We start from the raw sequence: 23,067 nt of genomic DNA, 5'->3' as shown, positions 1-23,067 counted from the left end.
GATTAAACCATGAATGTCTTTTTAAAAAATAAATATTTTAGAACCTTTTCAATTGCTGAAATTCTTTCAGGAGCTGGAGACTCTTTATTCTATTTAGCATTGATAACCTACGCAAGTAAATTAAATAATTATTCATTAGCTTTATCATTAATTGCCATCTCAGAAGCACTACCCAAAGTTTTCAACTCTATTGCTGGGTATTACGCTGATAAAACCAAAAACAAATTTAAATATATTATTTTATTATCTTTATTTCGTTTTGTCTTATATTCTGTTATAGGTATATTATTCGCAAAGAATATTGCTAGTTGGAATTTAGTTATAATCGCAATTATAGTAAACCTAGTTTCTGATTCAATGGGTGCATATTCTAATGGATTACAAATGCCTCTTATTGTTAACTTAGTTAATAAAGACGAAATAGGAGAAGCAACTGGATTTAACGGTGGAATCTCTGAAATTATAACTATGCTGGCTCAATTTATGGGTGCTGGACTTTTATTAGTAATGTCATACTCTGGACTAGCTTGGATTAACGCTGTTACTTTTTTATTAGCTGGGATATTATTTTTAACAGTTAAAGTTCAATATACTGGAGCCAATAAGCAGTTACCAGAGCAAGAGATTAACGAGCAAGGCTTTTTTAAAACATTTGCTACTTCATTAAAGCAAATCAAAAAGTCTAAGGGGCTACTAACTATCACCATTATCCTTGCATTACTAAATGGTATTATTGGAACAGTAGAACCAATTCTTTCTATCGTGGTAGCTTCTGCCAGAAACTCCATGATAATATTATCTTATAGCTTTACAATTGCTTTGGTAGGAGCGGCGGAGTCATGTGGGATTATTTTAGGCAGTATTTTGGGACCACAAATATTCAAAAAAGTTTCTATTTTTAGAATCACATTATTATCAGCTATAACTAGCGTAGCTACTGTTATTGCTATTTTAACTAAAAATATATTTCTTTCTTTAATCGTTTTGCTTTTTTTAGGAATCTTTATTGGGACTATTTCTCCGAAAATGATGCAGTGGTTAGTCTCTACTGTTGATCAAAATATTTTGGCATCGTCCATGGGAGCTCTGAATACCATCCTTATTATAAGTGCCCCGCTGATGACTTCCATTATTACTACAATCGCTTCTGCTAATATAAATTTAGCTTTATATACTTTATTAGGGGCTAGCTTAGTCATTTTAGGAATAGTAATAAAAGTAGTAGTAGCCAGGCCCAATGAAAAACTTTAAATACTTATCAAGTAACTGATACGGCTTTTTATGTTCTTTGTGTAAATCAGATTTGTCTTTCAGCTTTGGGTTCATTTTTAGTTCTCACTTTCTTAATAAAGTATAAAGCAATAACTAAGTTTAACAGCAGTTGCTTTGGCCACCGTGCCAGTAATTACCACTAGTCTTAACCAATCACGCAGCATAAACAACTGACCAAACGCAAAATAAAACTGTAACACGCGCATTTATAATCAAAGCAGGCAGAAATTGTACTCTTACCAGGGACGTAATGGCTTACTCAAAAAAGGTGACGGATACAATGGAGGCACTAATCTTTATCGGATAAAGGGGACTAATGATTTTATTAATAAATATAGTGTCAAAAAAATTAGACAGCCTTTACCTAGGTATACTAACTATACTGATGGATTGTTTGTTAATGATGGATATTTATATAACGCAAAGGGTGAAAAAGTAATAGAGAAAGATAATAATAAAGGAGGTAGTATTACAGTAACTTCTATGATTAATATTACTGATAAAACTACAGGTAAAGCTGTGCCATTCTATCGGGTGGCCGATCAATATTTAGATATTGGTCAAAAGAGGAGTAATGAATGCTACATAAAAGTTTCTGATACAAAGATCATATTGGGCGGTAATAATTTAAAAGTAAATAACTAATTTAATCTAAGTTAAATAAAAAGCAGTTAAGAGTTATTCTTAACTGCTTTTTTTTACTTGCTATTTTAATTACGATACCAGCAACTTTTTTGCCAATTATGATAATGCCTTTTCAAGTTCAAGTATCAACTTGTCCTTAATGCTTAAAGTAGTTTTTATTTTATTCACTAAATGTATAAACTAATTTTTATTGTATAATGTTTGTATAGGTTAACTTTTTTATAAAAATAGTGTTTACTAACTGGCGGTATTCTAATGAATAATAATCATAAACTAACTTACATTGTGCTTGTATTAATTATATTACTAGGAAGTTATATCATATTACTAGGAAGTTATATCCCTTACCTTTTTTATTCAGGATCTTATATTCCTTATGAATTAGATTATCAAATTAATACAATGATTAAAAATCATGATACCAAACAAATGAGAGCAGTATCAAGTGATAAAAGAATCTATTCTTTTTTAGTTCACCTTAACAAGAAAGATTCTTGCAAAAACACTTCTGATTACCAAGGTGGAAGTAAAAATATTGATTGGTATAGTACAGAAATTAAAGGTAAAGCAATCGGGGTTGATATGAAAAAAGAAAATAGCATCTATTGGAAAGTAGATAAACTTTATTTTACAAAAAGGTAGTTCATAGAGACATCTGCCAAAGCTATAATTAAAACAATGTTTTTAGCTTATCTTATTTAAGATTACTTTTAAGTACTGCTTTGGCAGATATCGATAGTAGCAAAGAAATTTAGCTAAAATTCGATAAAAGTTAAGTAATTAACTAAAATTAGCAATAAAGACAATCTTAATATTATGTAAAGCGATTCGGAGTATGCCCAATGAAAGATAAAAATAAAGATAAAAATAAATCTAAAAAAATTAAATACTTTATATTTATACATATTATTTGTACTATATTAATTGTTGCATTACTAAATAAATTTGATACTGAAATATTGATGCTAATTCATAGTATAAATATCTTTAGCAAGGTTTCAGATAGTATAATAAGTTTTACATATCTTTTTGTAATTATTTTTATTTTTGAAATGGTTTATCAAAAGATTATTAAATATTTTTTTAGAGAATATAAATAAAACAGCTTTAAAACAATTTTGACCACCAAGATTTTTGGTGGTTTTTCGTTTTTGAATTAAAAGTAACGAAAATCTTTTTAAGTTCATCAGCTACAATTGCTGTGATTAATTTAATAGTTTTTGAGTCTCCACTAAGAATCTGCTTATGATATATTTATGCTATTTTTACGTTTTCTAATTTAATTCTGAATAACGAACTAAATGGATATCTTTTTGGTCTATTTGATTACGGACTTGTGCATCGCACAAAAAATCTACTTCTTGAGTACGTGGCAAGGTCAAACTAGATTGTTGCAGAATACTTTGATCCAAAAAGCCAGGATGACACACCATCATTGGCACATAATTCGGTGACGAATTGAAAGCAAATTTTACTGTGTTGTTAAATGTTTTATATGGATCATAGTTAGGTTTCATACTGTCCATATAGCTAATGATAGTTGTTTCTTTTTTAAATTTAACCGGATTCAAGTTTAAATCAAATTGTAATAACGGTAGATCATATTTATTGGCAACAATTTCTAATCCTTTTAGCAAATTTTCACTATATACTGCATGAGCTTCAAAGTAATCAGGTTTTTTGCCAACAATTTTTTTAAAAAATTTATATTGTGCTTCAATTTCAATAACGACTTCATCTAGATTAACTAAATCATGCTTAGATTGACGATATACTCTAGAAGGTTTAAAGTATCCGTCCTCTGTTACAAGACTGGGAATTAATTTAGGATCAGTAAGTGGCCTACCTGCACAAATTACAGTATGCATCCCAATATCGAAATCAAAATTCTTTAATAAATCTAAACCATGTAGTGTGTCTTTCATATTAACCATTACACCTACATTATTAATTATGCCATTCTTAATACTTTCATAGATACCATAGTTAACGCCTTTAGAATAGCCAAGATCATCGGCTCTAATTATCATATTATGCATCATTCTTTCTCCTTTTATTTTTTCTTTGGTTCAACACCAATAGCATAGGTTACAATTGCCGCAACTACCAATGCAATTACACCACTAATCACACCATTAATAAAATTAGCAGCAGAGCCACCAACATAACATGTTAATGCCATAAAGTTAGCTACAGGAACAACTACATACCCTGACACGTGCATAATTGCTGCATAAATACCACCTGCAAAACCACCAAGCATCATCCCAATAAACGGTCTACGATATTTAATTCCTAAACCATATAATCCGGGCTCTGTAACTCCACCAATGATATTTGCAATAAAATAACTGAGTGCCTGAGACTTTTCTTTCTTATCTTTTAAGCGTAAAGTAGCTCCTAAACTCATACCAGCAACTGCAAAACTTGCAGCAAGTGAACCTAAGATAATAAAATTATCGTGTCCAGTTTGGGCAATAATTGTAATCATTGCACTAATCATTACTAAGTGCATTCCCGTCATTACTAATACCTCCCAGAAAGCACCAATTAATCCAACTCCAATAATAGCAGCTAATCCACCAAGCTGACCAAATGAGATTATTCCTTTAGAAACATATTCACCTAAGAATCCACCTAAAGGTCCCAATATACATAAAGAAAGTGGCAACATAATCGCTATCGTCAAAGTAGGTGCAAAAATTGTCCGTAGAGAAGCAGTTATATGCCTATTAAAAAAGCGTTCAATATATGACATAATCCAAACTGATAGCAAAATTGGCACAACTGTACTACCATAATCAGTTAAATGCATAGGTAAGCCGTAAACAGTAAATGGTTTACCTGCAGCAACTATTTTTACCAATCCCGGATCAAGCATGATTGCACCTAGAAAAATTCCCAAAATTGGTGAAGTATTAAATTGCTTTGCCGCTGTATAACCAATAGCTACAGGAAAGAAATAAAAACCTGCGTCACCAACAAAAGTAAATAGTTGATACAAGTCGCTGTGCACCGAAATCACATTTAGCATTGTGGGGCCTAAGACAGCTACAAGCATTTTAAACATTGATGCTGCAATCAACATTGGAATTAGCGGCGTCAAACTACCTGAAATCTTATTTAGAACAGTATTACCAACAGATTTCAAAGTCATCTTTTCATGCATTTTATTTGTTTGCTCAACGTTTTCGTTAATAGGTGCTGCTTCGGTCAAATTGGCAGCAGCTACAACTGCATCATAAACTTCATTAACTGTCTGACCTACAATAATCTGATACTGCCCACCTGAACGTGCTACACCAAGTACACCAACAATGTTTTTAATTTCAGTATCTTTGGGAATACTCATATCTTTTAGGTTAAAGCGTAATCTAGTCATACAATGAGTTACACTGACTACATTAGTTTTTCCTCCAACTTTTTGCACAATTTGTTGCGCCATATCTTGGTAATTTTTACTCATTTTTTTCTCCTTCATTCTGACTTGTCTGTGAAATCATTCTCTGAACATAAATCATTAAATAAAAGACCTCATCATCGGTACTAACTGTATTTAATTGCTTATCAATTTGATTAACAATATCTATCGTACATCGGCAAACTTTGGGATAATTTTGCTTAAAACTAGTTCTAATTAGTTTGCTTGATCCATCATTAATTTGTTCATTGCTTTCAAGCCGCTTCAAATAATATCTTAAATGTGTCACAAACCTGTTATAAATAAAGTCATTGCAATCAATTTTTAAATCAAATTGTTTTTCAACTTCTTTAATTGCTAATTCAGCAATGGAGTTGAAGCTTGATTCGCTTAACTGTAATGTAGTCACTACTTGTGAATTAATAAAGTGCATAGCAATTGCAATTTTTTCTTCTAGCGGTAACTGAATATCTAACTTGTTTTTGATTAACTTTAAAGCTAGTTCCCCTATTTGATATTCCTTAGGGTAAAATGAACGAATGTCGTAAGAAAAAGGGTAGTTAACTTTAATATTATTTTTTGAACGCTCAATAGCAAAATTTATATGATCAGCTAAACTAAAAAGAATATTTTGATTCAGATCATGTTTAAGTACAGCTTGAGCTTTTTGAATAATTTCCGCACTTACATCTAAAATATTTTCAGGAATTTCTTTCATCAACTTGAAATTGTATGTATCAATACGATAAAAAGTCATTCTTATTTTGCTCAGGTCGGTTAATTCATATGGAATTTTTGGAAAACCTATTCCTCTGCCAAATGCTACCAATTCATCATGATTTTGATCTAAGCAAATTGCCACGTTATTATTAATTTTTTTAATAACTTGCATTAGCTTCCCCTAAATTGCATAAATGTTATTGCCTAATTACTTCATCTTGTTCAGTTATTTGGTCACCAAATTCTTTAACAAAATCCCAATTTTGATGATTAGAATCTAGCTTAGTTAAAATAACCATCGTTGTTAAATCTACTTTTTCTTTAGCTAAAATATAACGATCTAGCTTAATAAGTGCTTGCCCCTGCTTAACTTTGTCACCTTGTCTAACCTCAGCCGTAAACCCTTGCCCTTTTAAATTGACCGTATCAATTCCAATATGAAGCAATATTTCATCACCATCAGCAGTAACTAATCCAACTGCATGCTTACTTTCAGGTAAGGAGACAACTTTTGCCTCTATCGGAGCATGAATAATTTCCTCATCTTTATTCAATTTAACTGCGAAACCATCACCCATTAGTTTTTGCGAAAAAACAGGATCAGGCACATCGCAAAGGTTGATTAAGGTCCCCGAAACCGGTGCTGTTATTTTAAATTCTCGCTTTTTTTTCTTTAAAAATTTAAACAAAATTTTCCTCCAAAACAAAAAACTCTTTAAAACACTACTAATTAGGAAGCACACGAAGTACTTCATCTAATGGTAATGCCTCAAAGAGTAACAATCCATTTTTAATATTTTATATATATAATTATACCTAAAATATTATTTTATGCAAGCGCTATTATTAAAATAACCAATCTATATCAAAGATTATTTCCCAACTTCAGCTCTTGACTTATATACACCTTCAGCCGTATTAATTACCAATTCTTCTCCATCTTTAATAAAATCAGGAACTTGCACAACTAGACCAGTTTCCATAGTTGCTGGTTTACCTGTACCAGTGACTGTGGCACCCTTAATTCCAGGCTCTGTATGTACTACCTTCATTACTACTGTTGCTGGAAGTTCGACTCCCAGAAGATCACTAGCGTTAGCAAATTCAAGTTGCACTTGAATATTAGGAATTAAGTAAAGCTTGTCGTCACCCAATTTTTCACTAGTAACTTCATACTGTTCGTAAGTTTCTGAATCCATAAAGGTATAAGTATCCCCTTCATTATACAAAAACTGGGCATTTTTCTTAGTAATATCAATTAATTCAACCTTTTCTGTCGGTCGCATTGTTTTATGAACTACTGCTCCACTTTCAATATTACGCAAATCCATTTGCATAACGGTATTTCCTTTACCTGGTTTATGATGGTTAGCTTTTAAGACCCGTATCAACTTACCATCCTGACTAAAAACCATACCCTTTTTCAAATTAATTGCCTGTACCAATTTTTTACTCCTTAAATGCTTAATTAGAAATGACTAAAAATAACTAAGTCCTCACTAGAGGCAATGTGAGTTTTTTAATCAATCATAAATAAATCTTATTCATCTAATTAATTATAGCAAACTTGTCCTTCCCGCTACAAAAATAGTTAAATTATGGCAGACATTAACTACTTTACTTTTTACTATTTTTATTTCTTTAATATAATCAATTTTGCTTACTACCAATTTTTTGCTCAACAGCTTTTTGATAAATTGTTTTAGCCGTCATTAAATCTTGCGCAGCTATTCCTACTGTTTCAAAGAAAATTACTTCTTGATCATTTTCACGTCCCACAAGTTCGCCACTAATTACACGGCCGATTTCGCCAGTAAGCTTGACTTGCGAAATTAACCCCTTATTTAAAGGAATAATCAAGTCACCAGATTCCGCTAAAACTGCCGCTTGCGAATCAAAATAAATTTTATCAGCCCTAGTTACTAACTCCGCTGGAGTTTCCTCCATCTGTGGCTGATAAGAACCTACACCGCAAATAGTTGCGCCTGCTTTAATATAACTAGCATCATAAACCGGTGTAGTTGAAGGCGTCACTGAAATAATAACATCAGCATCTTTAATTGCAGTATTAGCTGATTCAACCGCCATAATTTTAGTCTGATATTTAGCAAATTTTTGCTGCATTTCTTGTGCAAATCTTGTTGCTCTTACAAAATCTAAATCACTAACTTGGACTAATGCTGGCTTGCACATAAGCAACATTGCTTCTAACTGCGTAGCAGCTTGACCACCTGTCCCAATTAAGGCTCCTTTATGGCAATCTTTTTTAGCAAGGTATTTTAGAGCAACACCAGATGCAGCGCCCGTTCGTAATTGTGTCACATAATTACCATCCAAAATTGCATTAATTTCACCAGTTTGAGTATCAATATTTAATACTTGGGCATTTATCGAGGGTCTACCCTTATTAATATTTTCGGGAAACATATTCAGAACTTTTACACAAGCAGCATTATATGCTTCACAAAAAGCTGGCATACATAAAAAACTATCTTTACCGTTACTTTTAACAATTTGGGTTCTTAGCGGAACATCAACCTTACCTGCAGAAAAATATTCAAAGGCATCCTGTACTGCACTGATACAATCTTCTATTGAATAACACATTTCAATATCATTTTTTGTCAAAATTAACATTATTTTCTCCTTGATAATTAAACTTCATAAGCTAGATTTGTTTAAGATAAATTTGATCAATAATATGACCTTCTGTTTTATGTAAAATTAAGCCTGCACGCTGTTTAGTCGGAGCTATATATTCGCGCAAATTAACCAAATTAACCATCTGCCATGTATCTTGTGCCAGTTGCAAAGCATCTTGCCGTGGACCGTTGGCCATTTTGTAATAAAAATTATCTGGATTATTTTTATTGAGTTCTAACACCCGAATAAACCTCTGCATAAACCATTTTTCAATTAATTCTTCTTGTGCATCAACGTAAATCGAAAAGTCGAAAAAATCACTGGTTACAATTTGACCATTAGTTGGTAATTGCAAAGTATTAATACCTTCAATAATCAGAATATTAGGTCGTTTTACATGACCATACTTACCTGGAACAATATCACTTAACTCTTGCGAATACAATGGGTAAGCTATTTCCTTTTTTCCACCTAATACATCTTGCAGAAAATCACTAAGTAGGTTCATATCATAGCTTTCGGGAAAACCCTTGCGTTCAAACAAATTACGTCTTTTTAATTCGCGATTAGAGTAAATAAAGCCATCTGTCGTCATTAAGTGCACCTTTAAACTAGGATACGTTCGGCTTAAGAGTATCTGTAAAAGGCGAGCTATAGTGGATTTACCAACCGCAACTGATCCAGAAATACCAATAATAAACGGTGCAGCATCCACCTTTTGCAATAAAAATTCCCGTTGCTTTTGCTGTAAGGAACATTTTTCTTGATACATTAAATAAAGATATGAAACTAATGTACTATAAATTTCTTGAACATCAGTTAAATTGATAACGTCACCTAAGGATTTGATTTTTGTAAGTTCTTCCGGTGTGACTTGGACTTTGCTTTCAGGGGATAATGCCGCCCATTCGTCCCGCTTAAAACGTAAATAATTTTTCATTAATATGCTTCCCTAAATTTATTTTATTCTATTATAAATCAAAAATAGCACCCCATTCTAAAAGGCTAAAACATTAACTAAAATTGAATAGTCTTACAGAATAGTTTCTCTCAAAAATAAAAACTCGTATCAATATACGAGTTTTTATTTATAAATTGTAATACATCATAATATGTTTTACACCAGCTTCATCAAATACATCACCTTGTGCCTGATAGCCCAAAGAATCATAAAAAGGCTTAGCCTGCAGCTGTGCATGACAATATAATTGGCTTATCCCCTTTTGTCTTAAGTATTTATGTACTTGCGCCATCATTTCTGCACCAAGATGTTGCCCACGTAAATTACTATCAACAGCAACTCGACCTAGTATCCACTTATTATTTTCTACAAAAATACGACAAACCGCTAACGCCTTAGTTTGTTTTTGATTCAAAAGAAAAACATGAATTGCCTCTAGGTCCTGATCGTCAAGCTCGGGATCAATAATTTTTTGTTCACAAACAAATGTATCTGCGCGTAAGCGTTCAATACAAAACATTTCACGTCCAGACATATCAGCAATTTTTTTAAATGAAAAATCTTTCCTATCTATCATTTATGCTACCTACTTTTCAATATAAGTATGTTGATCAACATCGAGCAAGGGACTTTTTTCACCCGTATAAATAATATCAAGCTTGTACATTGCCCGTGACGTTATTGTATAAACTAGTTGTGTTTCATCAAGCTTATAATAATTATTCTTTGAAGCATCCCACATAATTACGGCATCAAATTCTAAGCCCTTGGCCAGATAGGATGGAATGACTAACGTACCATCAACTAATCGCTGATTTGCTGTAGCAATCAAAACTGCTTTAGTTCCATTGGCTTTTAATTTTTGAGCAACAACTTGCGCACTAGCTAAATCTTTCGTAATAATTGCCGTAGTCAGTTTATCTATGTTATTTTGCTTAAGAATTTCGGTTAAGACATGGATAGCTTCACTATCTGACCTTTGCCACAGAGTAGGTTTTGGTCCTTGTCGATTAAACGATTCAATTTTCTCACCTTGACGCAGAACTTGCTTAGTAAAGTTCGTTAATTGTTTGGTTGATCGATATGACTTAGTCAGCTGCACCACAGTGGTTTTTTTAGGATCAAATAAATTACTAATTTGTTTCAGCAAGGTGCTGCTCTCATCTTTAGTAAAAATAGCCTGATTCAGATCACCCAACATAGTAAATTTGGCCCGTGGGAAATTATATTTCAAATAACATAATTGGAAGGGAGTATAATCTTGAATCTCATCAATAAAAGCATAGCGCATTTCATAGTCAACATGACGGCCCGTTAACAAATCATATAAGTAAAGATATGCTGAAACATCATTCATATGGATATAATGCTTAGTAAAACTTTCTTTTACACTTATAATATGCTTAGACCAATCGGCTAAACTAATTCCCCACTTGGATAAATCAGTCATTTTAGGGACCGCCCGTAAGAAATTGAGATATTGTAAACGCATGTTAATAAAATTATTGCGCTTAATCTGCTGAAACACCTTATTTAAGGACTTAATTACAATTTTTCGGCTTAAGAATTTTTCTTCTTTTTCTTCTGATTCAAATTCTTGATCTGGATGATCGTATAATTGCATTAATTGTTCACGACTTAAATTTTGAATTTCTTCGGCCACCCAATTTTTCTTAGCTTCAGTATTAATCTTTCGATTAAGAAGCTTAATTAATTCCTCACGTGTTGCGTCAATTCGATTACTTAAATTATAATTTTCATTGAATGAATAATAAAGTTCGCCGATTTTTTCTTTATCAAAAAAAGGACGCTTTTGATTACGAAAATAGATATTTTTAAAAACGACCCCATGTTGATTAAGGTATTTAGCATAATGAGTCATCAGCTTAAAAAAGTGCGTCGAATCTTTCAAACGACTAATTGCCGAATCAGCAACCTGATCTTCAAACTGGTCAAATAAATTCTCTACCTCCATGCCTGGTAAGCGTCTAGCCACAAATTGCCAATAGGTCATTTGAACCATATTTTGCTCACCCATTTCGGGTAATACGTTTTTAATATAGTCATTGAACAACTGATTAGGGCTAAACATAATGACATCGCTACTTTTCAAATTACCACGATAACGATATAGCAAATAGGCAATTCTTTGTAAAATAGCTGATGTTTTACCTGAACCAGCTGCTCCTTGAACAAAAAGTAAATCCGCGCTAGTATTTCTGATAATTTTGTTTTGTTCGCGCTGAATTGTTGTAACAATTGATTTCATTTGCGTACTAGATTTTTCCCCTAGTACCTCTAAAAGCATCTGATCACCAATTGATTCATCGGTATCAAACATGTTGATAATCTTACCGTCTTCAATCATAAACTGACGTTTTTTACTCATTTCAACTGTAATTTCACCTTCAGGTGACATGTAAGAAACCTGCCCCAACTTGCCATCATAATAAATTGAAGAAATTGGTGCACGCCAGTCATAAATCAAAAAATGGTTGTCCTTATCTGCAAATGAACTCAATCCAATATAAATAGTCTCTAATTGTTGACCGTTTTCTTTAAAATCTACGCGCGCAAAATAAGGTCGCTTCTCTAGCTTTTGCACAATTCCCAACTGTTTAGCCGCATGTTGCCAAGCATTTTCACGTTCATCAAGCAATTGCTGCTGCTGATGAATAGACAAGGCTGTTTCCATTGACGTAGAATAACCATCATAATCTAATTTTACATCATCATAAAAGTGAGAATTAAGTTCCTTAGCTTCTCCCGCAGCAGATTTTATTGATGAAGACAATTCAGACTTTTTAGCTCTAATCATTTTTAAAATTTGTTTGAGATGATTTTGTTCAAACTCTTTATCATCCATCGCATTTGTCATAAGGTCACCTATTTTCTCAAAACTTGCATATTATTTTAACATGAAATCGGATTAATATATAATTCTTTAGTTTATTTGTAAAAAATATGAAAAATCATGAAAGTTAATCTAATTATGTTTATAATTTGATTAATAGCATTGGCATTTTTTATTTAAAGTAAATTGGAGTTGAGTAATATGAAAAGTTTTAATTATTTTCTAGTCAAATTAACTTGTGCACTCATGACTGTGATAATTTTGCGCAATTTTATTTTTGATGAAAGTTTATCAATTATTAAATGCAATAGCCAGGTTGTTTATGCGCAAAAGTCAAAGCAAACTAGTAAAAATAGTAAAACTAAAGTCGTTACCAACAATCACTGGCGTTGGCAAAAGCCTAGAGCCAAAGTTTACATCGATTTAAATGATAATCCAGACATGATTTCTGCCACTAATGATGCAATTAGTGCATGGAATAAAACTAAAGTCTTTACATTCAGTAAAACTAAAAATAAGAAAAAGGCCGACATTACAATTAGTCAGGTCTATCATCCCTACACTAATTATGCCGGTTTTACCACCTTTCAATATTATCTTAAAACTGGCTTTTTATATGAGGCAGCTGTTAACTTAAATATCTACTATTTACAAAATTTTTCTAATTACTATTACAATTATAAGCGGATCGTCAATACAGTTGAGCACGAATTAGGTCATGCAATTGGTCTTAAACATAACAATATAAAAAAATCAGTGATGTATCCTGCTCAATCACTTTATCCCATCGAGCCAATTGATATTGCCAATGCCAAAAAACTCTATCATAAATAATTAAAAGTACAAGGAAAGAATCATGAAAAGAATCTACATTATACGCCACGGTCAAACTTATATAAATCGTTATAATAAAATGCAGGGATGGTGTGATACACCGCTAACCGAAACAGGTATTGCAACAGCCGAACATGTAGGTGAAATACTTCAAAATATCCCCTTTGATATTGCCTTATCTAGTGATTTAAAACGAGCTAATGATACCTGCGATTTTATTATTAAGCACAATATTAACCGCGACGAAATTCAACATCTAGCAACACCCTTATTTCGTGAACAATTTTATGGCTATTTCGAAGGCATGGATACAGATATGGCTTGGCAAATGATTGGTGGACCACATGGTTATCAGAATCATTATGACATTTTTAAAAACGAATCGATTGACACCATTAAAGATTGGATTAAGGAAGCTGATCCCTTTCACGAAGCAGAAAATGCTAAAGAATATTGGTCAAGACTTGATCAGGGCTTTAAACTAATCCATCAACTTGATGGTGCAGAAAATATTTTACTGGTTACCCATGGTTTTACAATTCGCAGTATTGCCGCACGCTTTGGGGATTATGATATTAGTGTCGGACCACGCAACGCATCAATTACCATCATGCATATGACTGATTCAAATCAAAAAGTTATTTCATATAATAAAATGAAAATCTAAAAAGCCAGGGACCTAATTGCCCTGGTTTTTTAGATTATTGGGCTATTTGCAAAAATAACTAGCCGCCAAAGTAAACTTTTTGTACTTCAGGATTAGTAAGTAGTTCCTGCCCCGTTCCAGACAACTGAATCGTGCCCGTAGCCAAAACATACCCGCGATCAGCAATCGCTAAAGCTTGCTTAGCATTTTGCTCGATCAATAAAATTGTCGTTCCTTTCTCATTTAATTCCTTAATAATTGCAAAAATTTTTTGAATAAACAAAGGGGATAACCCCATTGAAGGTTCATCTAGTAAGAGTAGCTTAGGCTTAACCATTAACGCGCGCCCAATTGCTAACATCTGCTGCTCGCCACCAGATAATGTTGCTGCATCTTGATTACGTCTTTTTTTCAAAATAGGAAACTTTTGAAAAATTTCAGCATAACTATGTTCAATTTCGGCGCGATTTTTTTGTAAGAAAGCACCCAGCTGTAAATTTTCCATTACGGTCATGCCAGCAAAAATATGACGACCTTCCGCAACTTGTGAAATACCAGCTTGGACAATTTGGGGGGCTTTATTACGTTGAATTTCATTTCCTTGATAAATAATTTCCCCACTTTTGGGCTTTAACAAACCAGAAATAGTCTTAACTATTGTCGTTTTTCCTGCACCATTTGCCCCAATCAGGGTCACAATTTCACCTTGATTAATATTAAAGCTAACTCCTTTAACAGCTTGAATGACACCATAGTTTACAGATAAGTTTTGAACTTCTAACATTGCCATCTAATCAGCACCTTCTCCCAAATATGCCTTAATCACTTGAGGATTTGCTTTAATTTGCGCCGGCTCTCCAGATGCTAAAACTTTTCCTTGATCAAGCACATAAATTCTTTGCGCTAAATTCATTACCAATGACATATCATGTTCAATTAACAATACAGTAATTTTGAACTGCTCTTGGATATATTTAATCAAGTCGGTTAAATCTGCTGTTTCTTCTGGATTCATTCCAGCTGCTGGCTCATCTAAAAAGAGAATTTGGGGATGTGTTGCCAGAGCACGAACTATTTCTAGACGCCGTTGTATCCCATAAGGTAAATTTTTAGCTAACGTTTGTTCCTCAGCGGATAAGTTAAAAATTTCCAATAATTGGTGCGCTTCACTCTTCATTTCTTGTTCGGTTCTGTAAAAACTAGGCAAGCGTAAAACAGCTGTCATGAACCCTTCTTTATACTTACTAGTCATCGCTGTTAAAACATTTTCCATTACTGATAAATTTTTAAATAGTCTAATATTTTGAAAAGTACGCGACAAGCCTAAATCAGCAATTTGCATTGCATTTTTATGAGTCAAATCATATTTTTGCTTATTAGTTTGTAAATCTATAACGCCACTAGTTGCTGGAACCATACCCGTCAATAAATTAAATAAGGTGGTCTTACCGGCACCATTAGGTCCAATTAGCGCAACCAATTCATGTTCATTCAGATAAAGCGATACATCATCAACAGCTGTTAATCCGCCAAATTTACGAACCACATGCTCAACTTGCAATAAGTGTTCCATGCCCTAGTCCCTCTCTTTCTTATTAGTCGGTATAATTTTTTTAAAAGAAAATTCCCAGTTACCTAAAAGTCCAGATGGCTTAAAGAGCATAATTAAAATAAGAGCAATAGCATAAATAACCATCCGAAGTGCACCAAAATTTTGTAAAACTGTATCCAAAATTCCTAAAACAATCGCGGCTAAAAATGTTCCCGTCATACTGCCTACACCACCTAGAACAACGATTACTAGAATTGAAATAGATTCCATAATACCAAAATTAGAAGGAGAAATTGTTTGAACGTATGCAGCTTGCATACTGCCAGCAATCGCTGCTGTAGCTCCGCCTAGAATAAAGGCTTCCACTTTCCACTTTGTTGTATTAATTCCCATTGCTTCGGCAGCAAGTTCATCTTCACGTACCGCTTTAATTGCTCGACCATTTCGCGAACGAATGAAGTTTAATAAAACAATTGTTGTTAAACAAACCATGATATAAACGGTTGGCCATGAACTTAGTGGGGGAATATTGAACATCCCAGCTGAGCCACCAGTAATTTTCAAATTATTAATTATATTACGAATAATTTCCGCCACACCTAAAGTAGCGATTGCTAAATAATCACCTTTGAGTCGAATAAAAGTTGCTGTACCTACAATTAGGGCAATGATACTTGCTAATACTATTCCCACGATAAGCGAGATAATAAAACCCAATTCACTGTCAAAATGTTGCGTAATAATTGCAGTAGTATAAGCACCAATTGCCATAAAGCCGGCGTGCCCCAGTGAAAATTGCCCACTAAAACCAATAATTAAGTTAAGTCCAGTCGCTAAGATAATATTAATACCAATCATTACCAGCATATTCTCAATAAAACTATCAATCACGCCAACCATAATTAAGATATTAATTAAGTAAAAACCGGCAATTATCATTATTAGCCATGATAATATATATTTCCAATTTGCTTTCATCTTGCCACCTAGACCTTTTCTTTAATATTTTTGCCAAAAATACCCGCTGGTAAAAAGAGCAAAATTATAATCAATACTAGGTACACAACTGCATCCTTATACGCAGACAGTCCAACTGATTGGAAAAGTGTTTCTAAAATTCCGATTAAAAAGCCACCGAAAGCTGCCCCTGGAACTGAACCTATCCCACCTAAAACAGCAGCTACAAAGGCTTTAATGCCCGGTGTCATTCCCATAAGCGGATCAATTGAATTATAGTACATTCCAATTAAAATTCCGGCTGCGCCTGCTAATGCTGATCCTAACGCAAAAGTAAACGAAATTGTCTGGTTAACATTGATACCAACTAGTTCAGCTGCATCTGGATCAACCGAAACAGCCCGCATTGCGCGACCCATTTTAGTTTTTTTAATAATTAGTTGCAATAAGACCATTAAAATTAAAGCAATACCTAGAATTAAAATCTGAATATTAGAGATTAAAATACCTCCCATACTGTAGTTAACCTGTGCAATTACTTGTGGAAAACTACGTGCGTTTGAACCCACTAAATACGACATTCCATTTTCAAGTAAAAAGGAAACCCCAATAGCTGTAATCAAAACTGCTATACGTGGTGATTTACGTAATGGTCGATAAGCAAAATACTCAATCAATACCCCTGAAAGTGCACTAATTACCATTGCTGCCAAAAGAGCAGTTATAAAATTAAAGTGCCAGATATTAATTACAAAGTAGGCTGTAAATGCGCCAAGCATATAAATATCGCCGTGAGCAAAATTAATTAATTTAATAATCCCGTAGACCATACTGTACCCTAAAGCCAACAAGGCATAGATTGATCCTAGTGATAGTGCATTGATAATTTGTTGAAGAAAAGTTTGCAAACTAATCACTCCTTTAACTTTGCTTTAATCTTACTTAACACTAAATGAATTACTTACTTTTCCATTAGTCATCTCTTCAATTGCAATTGGCATTTCTGGATCGTGTGTCTTATTAATTGTAATCTTGCCTGTAACGCCATTGAAATCTTTTATATTAGCTAATCCTTTAGTCAGCTTAGTCGAATCATCAGCTTTTTGCTCTTCAATAGCCGTCTTAATCATATAAACCGCATCATAGGCTAAAGCTGAAAAAGCTGAGGTCCCCACCTTGTAACGCTGCTTAAAGGCAGTCATAAATTTCACTGCGACTGGATTTTTTGCCGCTAAGCGGGTTGAAAACGGTGTAGTGTAATAGATATTAGTTGCATTTTGCGCACCAGCAATTTGCGCAAGCTTAGGGTCTACCATTCCATCGCCCCCAATAATTGGTACCTTAATCCCCATTTGCCGGGCTTGTTTAATGATTAAACCAACTTCAGTATAGTAGCCTGGAACATAAATAGCATCGATGCCTTTAGCCTTAAAAGAAGTTAACACTGCATTAAAGTCTTTATCGCCGGCTGAATAAGTTTGACTATCAACTATCTTTCCTTTATATGTTGCTTTAAAAGCTTTGGCTAAGCCTGTACCATAATCACTTGAATTATCTGCATAGATTGCTACTTTCTTCGCTTTTAATTTATTTGTCACAAACTTGGCAGCATTTTCACCTTGGATATTATTTTGAAAACAAGTCCGAAATACATAAGGCTGGACTTTACCATTTTTTTGTAAGGTAAAACTTGGATCAGTTGCAGATGGACTAATAAAAGGAACTGCCGCCTTAGTAATATTAGGAATTTGTGCTGTACCAGCATTAGTGGTTGCTGGGCCAACAATTGCTGCTACCTTATCTTTAGTAGCCAATTGAGTCCCTACAGAAGCAGACGTAGCAATTGAAGATTTATTATCGTGAATAATTAGCTTAATTTTTTTCTTATGCCCATTAACATCAATTCCGCCAGCTTTGTTTATCTCAGAAGCAGCTAATTGAATACCCTGCTTTTCTGCATTTCCATAGCCAGCAGCTGCACCGGACAGTTCCATATTGACACCAATTTTAATTGTCTCCTTATCTTGGTGAGTTCCATTACTGTTATTGTTTTTGGCAATACTACAACCTGTTAGCATTATGGCTGCTATCGTTGTCAAACCCAGTATTCTTTTGAATTTTTTCATTTTTCCTCCTTTTTATTGACTATTAGCCATCAAAAAACCTCATTCATCGAACTGAATGAGGCTTAATTAATTTGTTAGTCAAGCCTCATTCATAAAATGCAAACAAGGACTTAACAAACTTAAACTACACTAGTAATTTCTTTTGAATTAAGTCCTACAGCAAATAATCAACACGGCTACTAAGTTTATGATGGCAATTACTCCAATGTTTGATTGAATATTAAAATATTTAGTTTTCATTAAAGTAACCTCCAATAATTTTAATTTAATATTTAGAATTATAAGTAATAATTATTATATTGTCAAGTTATTTTTAAATATTAAATTATTTTTTGCTATCTAAAAAGGTAACATGATATGTTACCTTTTTAGATACGCTTTATTTATACTCTACTACCAATTTTTTATATAGCTTGACGGTCAAAAGATAATATAACAAGTATAAAAGGCCAAAAATTATAAATGGTATCCAGATATTATGATACGGATCTGGTAATAAGCTGCGAAAAAGTTGTAAACCAAACAAAACGTCGATTATTCCCAAACCAGCCGGCAATAAAAATAAAGTCCCAATTTCATAATTAATTGACTGTTTAAGTAGTTGCTTTCTAATTCCAATTTTATTCAACATTTGATAACGGGACTTATCCTTACTAGCTCCATTCAAAACCTTAAACATTAAAGTTGAAGCAAGCATAGTTAAAAAAGCAATCCCCAAGAAAAAGCCCATAAATTCAAACCCACTAGTTAAATTAATTAGTAGCTGATAATTATTTGGTTTACTTTTATCATAAATCGCAGAATACTTTGGGTTTTCATGTAACTGTAATTTTTGAATTCGCAATAATATTGGATAAGCATAATCAAAATCTTTAACATTCAGTAAAGTTATAAATCTACGCTTACCTTGTAGCCTTTGCCATTTAGTTGGTGAAACCAAGCGAACTGCTTTCCCGCTGCCATTAATTAACATATCTTTTAGATTATTAGCAGCAGTACCCGTATACGCTAATTCATGTGTTGGAAATTTTTGTACTTTATATAATATAGCGGCTGTTCATTTTTTAGATAAAACTTGAGCTCCTTAAGCGGCTTATCTTTAAACTGAATTTATTTAAAATAAAGATATCGCTTTGTTTCCTTTTTCGAGATTGATCAGCCTTAACTAATTGATTACCAATTTTTCCATCCTTAATAAATAAAATACGACTAGCAAAACTAGCAGCAAATGGGGCATGCGTGGCCCTTGCAGTAGTCACTTAATCATTTTGGTTTAAGTCGGCTATTGTCTCAAGTAATTCTCTGGCACTTTTTGTGTCTGGTGCGCCCGTTGGTTCATCAGCTAATAAAATCGCCGAATTATGTACTTAAGCCCGAGCTGTTGCTACTCGCTGCTTTTGACCACCAGATATTTCTACTGGATATTTAGCTAAAATTGAACTGATCTTCAATCTGGTAGCAATCATTTAACCAAAAGATTAATATGCTTAACCGTCATCCTCTGCAGAAATAGTAGTAAGGCAATATTTTCTTCATTGGTCAAATTTTCTAATAATTAATAAAAAAGCCTTTCCTTTGTGAAAGACTCTTTTTAAAAAATATTTTTAAAGCATTAACTAAGCCGATGTAAAACTTTTAATAGCGGTGAAACAACTATTGGCGTTACAATGGCCGTAAAAATCATTTCAACTAACCCATTCAGACCTAATGCAAGAAATAGCACCTTAATTAATGGTATATTATGGTCGAAATTCCCTAGATAACCAATGAGTTGGGTAGAATTGTGCATGAAAATAATACTAGTCAATAAAATAACCATAATTGTATTAGTTAAAGAAGCTATAGCACCCGCGCCTATATAACTGAATTCTTTAATTCTACTAGATTTTTGTGCAAATACCTGCCCAATCATACCCGAAAACAATCCAGCCAATACACTAGGAAGCACTGCAATAATCGGATTACGAAATAGCATCAAACTGACCATATCCCCCGGTTGAGTAATAGCTAAATAAAGCCGAAGCCCGCCCCAAAATAAGCCAAAGATGGCACCAGCTCTGGGGCCCATTAATAAAGAATAAATAGCAACTGTTAACGGGACAGTAGTTATTGCTGGCAAGGCTGGCAATATCCTAATATAACCAATATTAGGTACAAAAGTTTGAAGCAAAAAAATTGCTACAAATAGAGCAGTAATTGCTAAATTTCTGGTTTGTTTTCTCTGCATTTTTTCTCCTCAAAATAATCATGTTATCCATAATTTACTTAATTTACCAACAATAATCACATATTTTATTATATTTAGTAAAAACTACGCTTTATCTAATGTGACCGATTCCTAATAAAAAAATTTTTCAATTTTGCTGCTTCTTCGGTCAGTTTTTCATTATCATCTACTTGGGATAATTTGTATCCAACAAAATAAGGCGATGTGACAAAGCGTGGAATTAATTTAGCACATATACCATTATCATTTCGGGGATAAAAAAACAAATTATAAGATTTACACCGTCCATTTGCTAATTCAGTTAAGAGATATTTTGCTGCTATTTGAATCCAATCAGCCCATAAATCAATTGCTGCTAAACTAAGTAAATTTATATTTATTTCAATATATCCTTGCACTGGCTGCGTGGCAATATTTACTTCTACATGACTACTAGCAAATAATGAGATGCCACTAAAATTACTTGCTGAAATATACTTATAACCATTTTTATGCTTTAGTCCCACAATTTGCATGTGGGGATGAACCAATGAACCACCAGCAGCAGGACCAAAATTTTTATACCATAAAACTGAGCTAAACTGTTGTTTATTCATATCGCGAAAACATTCTAAAGCAAAATTCAGCAGTTTTCGGTTATACTTACACGAATAAGTTGTAATGTCACCGCAATGATCGCCAGATTCAATGATAATTGTCTGCGTTGTATCTTGAAGAGTCGGAAATTTATTATGTAGCCAAATCATTTCATCTTTTTGAACATAGATATCTTTTAAATTATCTACTTGGCAAAATGGACAACTATCATTAATTACCGTCGTTTTGTAAGAATTAGGTTTCCCTTGAGCAAGTTTGAAATCAAAGACTAAGGGCTCAGTATCTTTCATTATTCCCTCCTAATGTTTTACTACTGCTACAATAGATGATAAAATGTATTTGCGACTACTTTTAAAAATTACGTTTATATAGTGAGTGAATTTATGCAATCAAGAAGAAAACTAAAAAAACACAATAATCGCAATAATCTTTACTTAGTCCTGGCGGGATTTATACTAATCTTTGCCGTTATTTTTGGAGTTATTTCATATAACAACCATATTGCCGCACAAGAGCAAGCCAAAAAGTTTGCTACGACTCATTTTAATCCAAATGTAAATATCTATGGCGTAAAAGTTGGTAAGTTAACCATTAACAAAGCTACTAAAAAAGTAAATAAACAAGCAAACAATGTCATTGTATTAGAAAAAGGCAAAGTTTCCACTGAGCGAGACCCAAATATTGATACAATTAACAAACAACAAGTAACAAATTTTTTTAAAAAGCAACATACTACTATGCCGAGCAAACAGAACTATATATTTGCCAATAATGAGTTAGATGCTGCTAACAAAAAAATGCAAACGGTAAGTGACACTATTGTCAATTATAAAGTTGCCAATAAGATATATAAATTAGAAGCCAAAAAACTAATTAATCAGGCCGTCTTTAAGCAAGGGAAGTATACTTTTACTAATTCTGAAAACTTAGTAGCTGAACTAAATAAAATTGACCGCGCTGTTTCAACAATTCACCAAAAATATACCTTTGCTGTTCCAACCAGGAATCAAGTATCTGGTAAAAAAATTACAGTGAAAAATCAAAGTTATGGTTGGGGAATCTATGTAAAGAAAGCCCAGTCTGCTGTTGAGCAGGCATTTTTAAACGGAACAAAAACTTTAGATGGAAAAGATTATATTTATGGCTTAGGATACAGCACGTATGGTTTAGGATACGGTAAAACTAATCATGGCATTGGTAATAACTATATTGTAGTTTCCTTAAAAAAACAAGAACTATGGGTTGTAAAAAATGGTAAGCTTGCCGTTCATTTAAACGACATTGTTACTGGAACTAAAGTTGGCAACAAATCAAATGTAACACCTGAAGGGGTCTGGTACATTCATTACAAGCAATCTCCTGCAACTTTACGTGGTCGTAACAACGATGGCTCTAAATATGCTTCTCCAGTTAAGTATTGGATGCCATTCACCTTAAGTGGTTGCGGCTTTCATGACGCCAGTTGGCGTAGCGACTGGAGTAAAAGAGCATACTTACGTGGTGGATCACATGGTTGTGTTAATATTAAGCCTAGTGAAGTCAAATATGTATGGAGCAATATAAGCAAACACGAACCAGTTATCATTTACAATTAAATTTAATAATAAAAAAG

At 33.2% G+C, this 23,067-nt stretch carries 24 protein-coding genes and 1 pseudogene; 7 read left to right on the top strand and 18 right to left on the bottom strand.

The features are described from left to right. Positions 1-9: 9 nt before the first annotated feature. The 4 genes from F5ESL0233_RS00825 (at position 10) to F5ESL0233_RS00810 (ending at position 3,017) form a co-directional block, all read left to right on the top strand. Positions 10-1,251, top strand: coding sequence for an MFS transporter (locus tag F5ESL0233_RS00825; RefSeq protein WP_122058285.1), 1,242 nt, complete (start codon positions 10-12; stop codon positions 1,249-1,251). A 249-nt stretch (positions 1,252-1,500) separates the two neighbouring features. Beyond that, positions 1,501-1,917 carry a hypothetical protein gene (locus F5ESL0233_RS00820; RefSeq protein WP_122058284.1) on the top strand — a complete coding sequence of 139 codons (417 nt, stop codon included), beginning with the start codon at positions 1,501-1,503 and terminating at the stop codon, positions 1,915-1,917. 255 nt (positions 1,918-2,172) lie between these two features. Next, positions 2,173-2,559, top strand: a complete 387-nt coding sequence (locus tag F5ESL0233_RS00815; protein WP_122058282.1) for a hypothetical protein — start codon at positions 2,173-2,175, stop codon at positions 2,557-2,559. 200 nt (positions 2,560-2,759) lie between these two features. Next, positions 2,760-3,017, top strand: coding sequence for a hypothetical protein (locus F5ESL0233_RS00810; protein ID WP_122058281.1), 258 nt, complete (start codon positions 2,760-2,762; stop codon positions 3,015-3,017). A gap of 174 nt (positions 3,018-3,191) precedes the next feature. Here the strand turns inward: F5ESL0233_RS00810 and F5ESL0233_RS00805 are convergent, their stop codons facing one another. The 9 genes from F5ESL0233_RS00805 to helD all read right to left on the bottom strand — a co-directional run bounded on the left by F5ESL0233_RS00805 (position 3,192) and on the right by helD (position 12,540). Then, positions 3,192-3,959, bottom strand: coding sequence for a ChbG/HpnK family deacetylase (locus F5ESL0233_RS00805; protein ID WP_122058279.1), 768 nt, complete (start codon positions 3,957-3,959; stop codon positions 3,192-3,194). An 11-nt stretch (positions 3,960-3,970) separates the two neighbouring features. Continuing rightward, positions 3,971-5,383 (bottom strand): PTS transporter subunit EIIC, encoded by a 1,413-nt coding sequence (locus tag F5ESL0233_RS00800; protein ID WP_370448331.1) that lies wholly within the window; start codon positions 5,381-5,383, stop codon positions 3,971-3,973. Beyond that, positions 5,376-6,230 carry a PRD domain-containing protein gene (locus tag F5ESL0233_RS00795; protein ID WP_122058276.1) on the bottom strand — a complete coding sequence of 285 codons (855 nt, stop codon included), beginning with the start codon at positions 6,228-6,230 and terminating at the stop codon, positions 5,376-5,378. The genes F5ESL0233_RS00800 and F5ESL0233_RS00795 overlap by 8 nt, the downstream gene beginning before the upstream one ends. A 25-nt stretch (positions 6,231-6,255) precedes the next feature. Next, a complete protein-coding gene (locus tag F5ESL0233_RS00790; protein WP_158593112.1) occupies positions 6,256-6,747 on the bottom strand; it encodes a PTS glucose transporter subunit IIA in 492 nt (163 codons plus the stop codon). A gap of 183 nt (positions 6,748-6,930) precedes the next feature. After that, positions 6,931-7,503, bottom strand: a complete 573-nt coding sequence (efp, locus tag F5ESL0233_RS00785; RefSeq protein ID WP_122058273.1) for an elongation factor P — start codon at positions 7,501-7,503, stop codon at positions 6,931-6,933. A 205-nt stretch (positions 7,504-7,708) separates the two neighbouring features. Beyond that, positions 7,709-8,695, bottom strand: coding sequence for an ornithine cyclodeaminase family protein (locus tag F5ESL0233_RS00780; protein WP_122058272.1), 987 nt, complete (start codon positions 8,693-8,695; stop codon positions 7,709-7,711). A 31-nt stretch (positions 8,696-8,726) separates the two neighbouring features. Further along, on the bottom strand, positions 8,727-9,641 hold the full coding sequence (gene coaA, locus F5ESL0233_RS00775) for a type I pantothenate kinase (RefSeq protein ID WP_122058270.1): 915 nt from the start codon (positions 9,639-9,641) through the stop codon (positions 8,727-8,729). Between the two features lie 148 nt (positions 9,642-9,789). Continuing rightward, entirely contained in the window at positions 9,790-10,239 is a 450-nt protein-coding gene (locus tag F5ESL0233_RS00770) for a GNAT family N-acetyltransferase (protein WP_122058269.1), read from the bottom strand. 9 nt (positions 10,240-10,248) lie between these two features. Next, positions 10,249-12,540 (bottom strand): RNA polymerase recycling motor HelD, encoded by a 2,292-nt coding sequence (gene helD / locus F5ESL0233_RS00765; protein WP_122058267.1) that lies wholly within the window; start codon positions 12,538-12,540, stop codon positions 10,249-10,251. A 177-nt stretch (positions 12,541-12,717) separates the two neighbouring features. On the opposite strand from helD, the gene F5ESL0233_RS00760 reads away from it, so the two are divergent. Then, positions 12,718-13,350, top strand: a complete 633-nt coding sequence (locus tag F5ESL0233_RS00760; RefSeq protein WP_122058266.1) for a matrixin family metalloprotease — start codon at positions 12,718-12,720, stop codon at positions 13,348-13,350. A gap of 22 nt (positions 13,351-13,372) precedes the next feature. Continuing rightward, positions 13,373-14,017: a histidine phosphatase family protein gene (locus tag F5ESL0233_RS00755; protein WP_090093914.1), complete on the top strand. Its 645-nt coding sequence runs from the start codon at positions 13,373-13,375 to the stop codon at positions 14,015-14,017. 58 nt (positions 14,018-14,075) lie between these two features. Here F5ESL0233_RS00755 and F5ESL0233_RS00750 read toward each other — a convergent pair whose 3' ends face one another. From F5ESL0233_RS00750 to F5ESL0233_RS00710, 9 genes and pseudogenes are all read right to left on the bottom strand, one after another. Continuing rightward, on the bottom strand, positions 14,076-14,786 hold the full coding sequence (locus F5ESL0233_RS00750) for an ABC transporter ATP-binding protein (protein WP_182431340.1): 711 nt from the start codon (positions 14,784-14,786) through the stop codon (positions 14,076-14,078). After that, a complete protein-coding gene (locus tag F5ESL0233_RS00745; RefSeq protein ID WP_090093916.1) occupies positions 14,787-15,569 on the bottom strand; it encodes an ABC transporter ATP-binding protein in 783 nt (260 codons plus the stop codon). It lies immediately after the preceding gene. A gap of 3 nt (positions 15,570-15,572) precedes the next feature. After that, entirely contained in the window at positions 15,573-16,526 is a 954-nt protein-coding gene (locus tag F5ESL0233_RS00740; RefSeq protein WP_090093918.1) for a branched-chain amino acid ABC transporter permease, read from the bottom strand. Positions 16,527-16,534: 8 nt separating this feature from the next. Then, a complete protein-coding gene (locus tag F5ESL0233_RS00735) occupies positions 16,535-17,413 on the bottom strand; it encodes a branched-chain amino acid ABC transporter permease (RefSeq protein WP_090093920.1) in 879 nt (292 codons plus the stop codon). Positions 17,414-17,443: 30 nt separating this feature from the next. Continuing rightward, positions 17,444-18,631, bottom strand: coding sequence for an ABC transporter substrate-binding protein (locus tag F5ESL0233_RS00730; protein WP_122058264.1), 1,188 nt, complete (start codon positions 18,629-18,631; stop codon positions 17,444-17,446). A gap of 379 nt (positions 18,632-19,010) precedes the next feature. Continuing rightward, the gene (locus F5ESL0233_RS00725) at positions 19,011-19,604 is read right to left on the bottom strand and encodes a hypothetical protein (RefSeq protein ID WP_122058263.1); all 594 of its coding nucleotides are present in this window, start codon (positions 19,602-19,604) and stop codon (positions 19,011-19,013) included. A 91-nt stretch (positions 19,605-19,695) separates the two neighbouring features. Next, positions 19,696-20,186 (bottom strand): annotated as a pseudogene (locus F5ESL0233_RS08350) (ATP-binding cassette domain-containing protein); the annotation flags it as partial. Positions 20,187-20,243: 57 nt separating this feature from the next. Next, positions 20,244-20,858 carry an ECF transporter S component gene (locus F5ESL0233_RS00715; protein ID WP_090093924.1) on the bottom strand — a complete coding sequence of 205 codons (615 nt, stop codon included), beginning with the start codon at positions 20,856-20,858 and terminating at the stop codon, positions 20,244-20,246. Positions 20,859-20,953: 95 nt separating this feature from the next. Next, a complete protein-coding gene (locus F5ESL0233_RS00710) occupies positions 20,954-21,745 on the bottom strand; it encodes a DUF4931 domain-containing protein (protein WP_122058260.1) in 792 nt (263 codons plus the stop codon). Between the two features lie 93 nt (positions 21,746-21,838). Between F5ESL0233_RS00710 and F5ESL0233_RS00705 the strand changes: the two genes are divergently transcribed. Continuing rightward, entirely contained in the window at positions 21,839-23,050 is a 1,212-nt protein-coding gene (locus tag F5ESL0233_RS00705) for a L,D-transpeptidase (protein ID WP_122058258.1), read from the top strand. The last annotated feature ends 17 nt before the right edge of the window (positions 23,051-23,067 follow it).

It is taken from the genome of Lactobacillus sp. ESL0233, assembly GCF_003692995.1.
Lineage (GTDB): Bacteria > Bacillota > Bacilli > Lactobacillales > Lactobacillaceae > Lactobacillus > Lactobacillus bombicola.
Note: the sequence above shows the minus strand (reverse complement) of the source record. Positions and strands in the feature narration are given on the sequence as shown.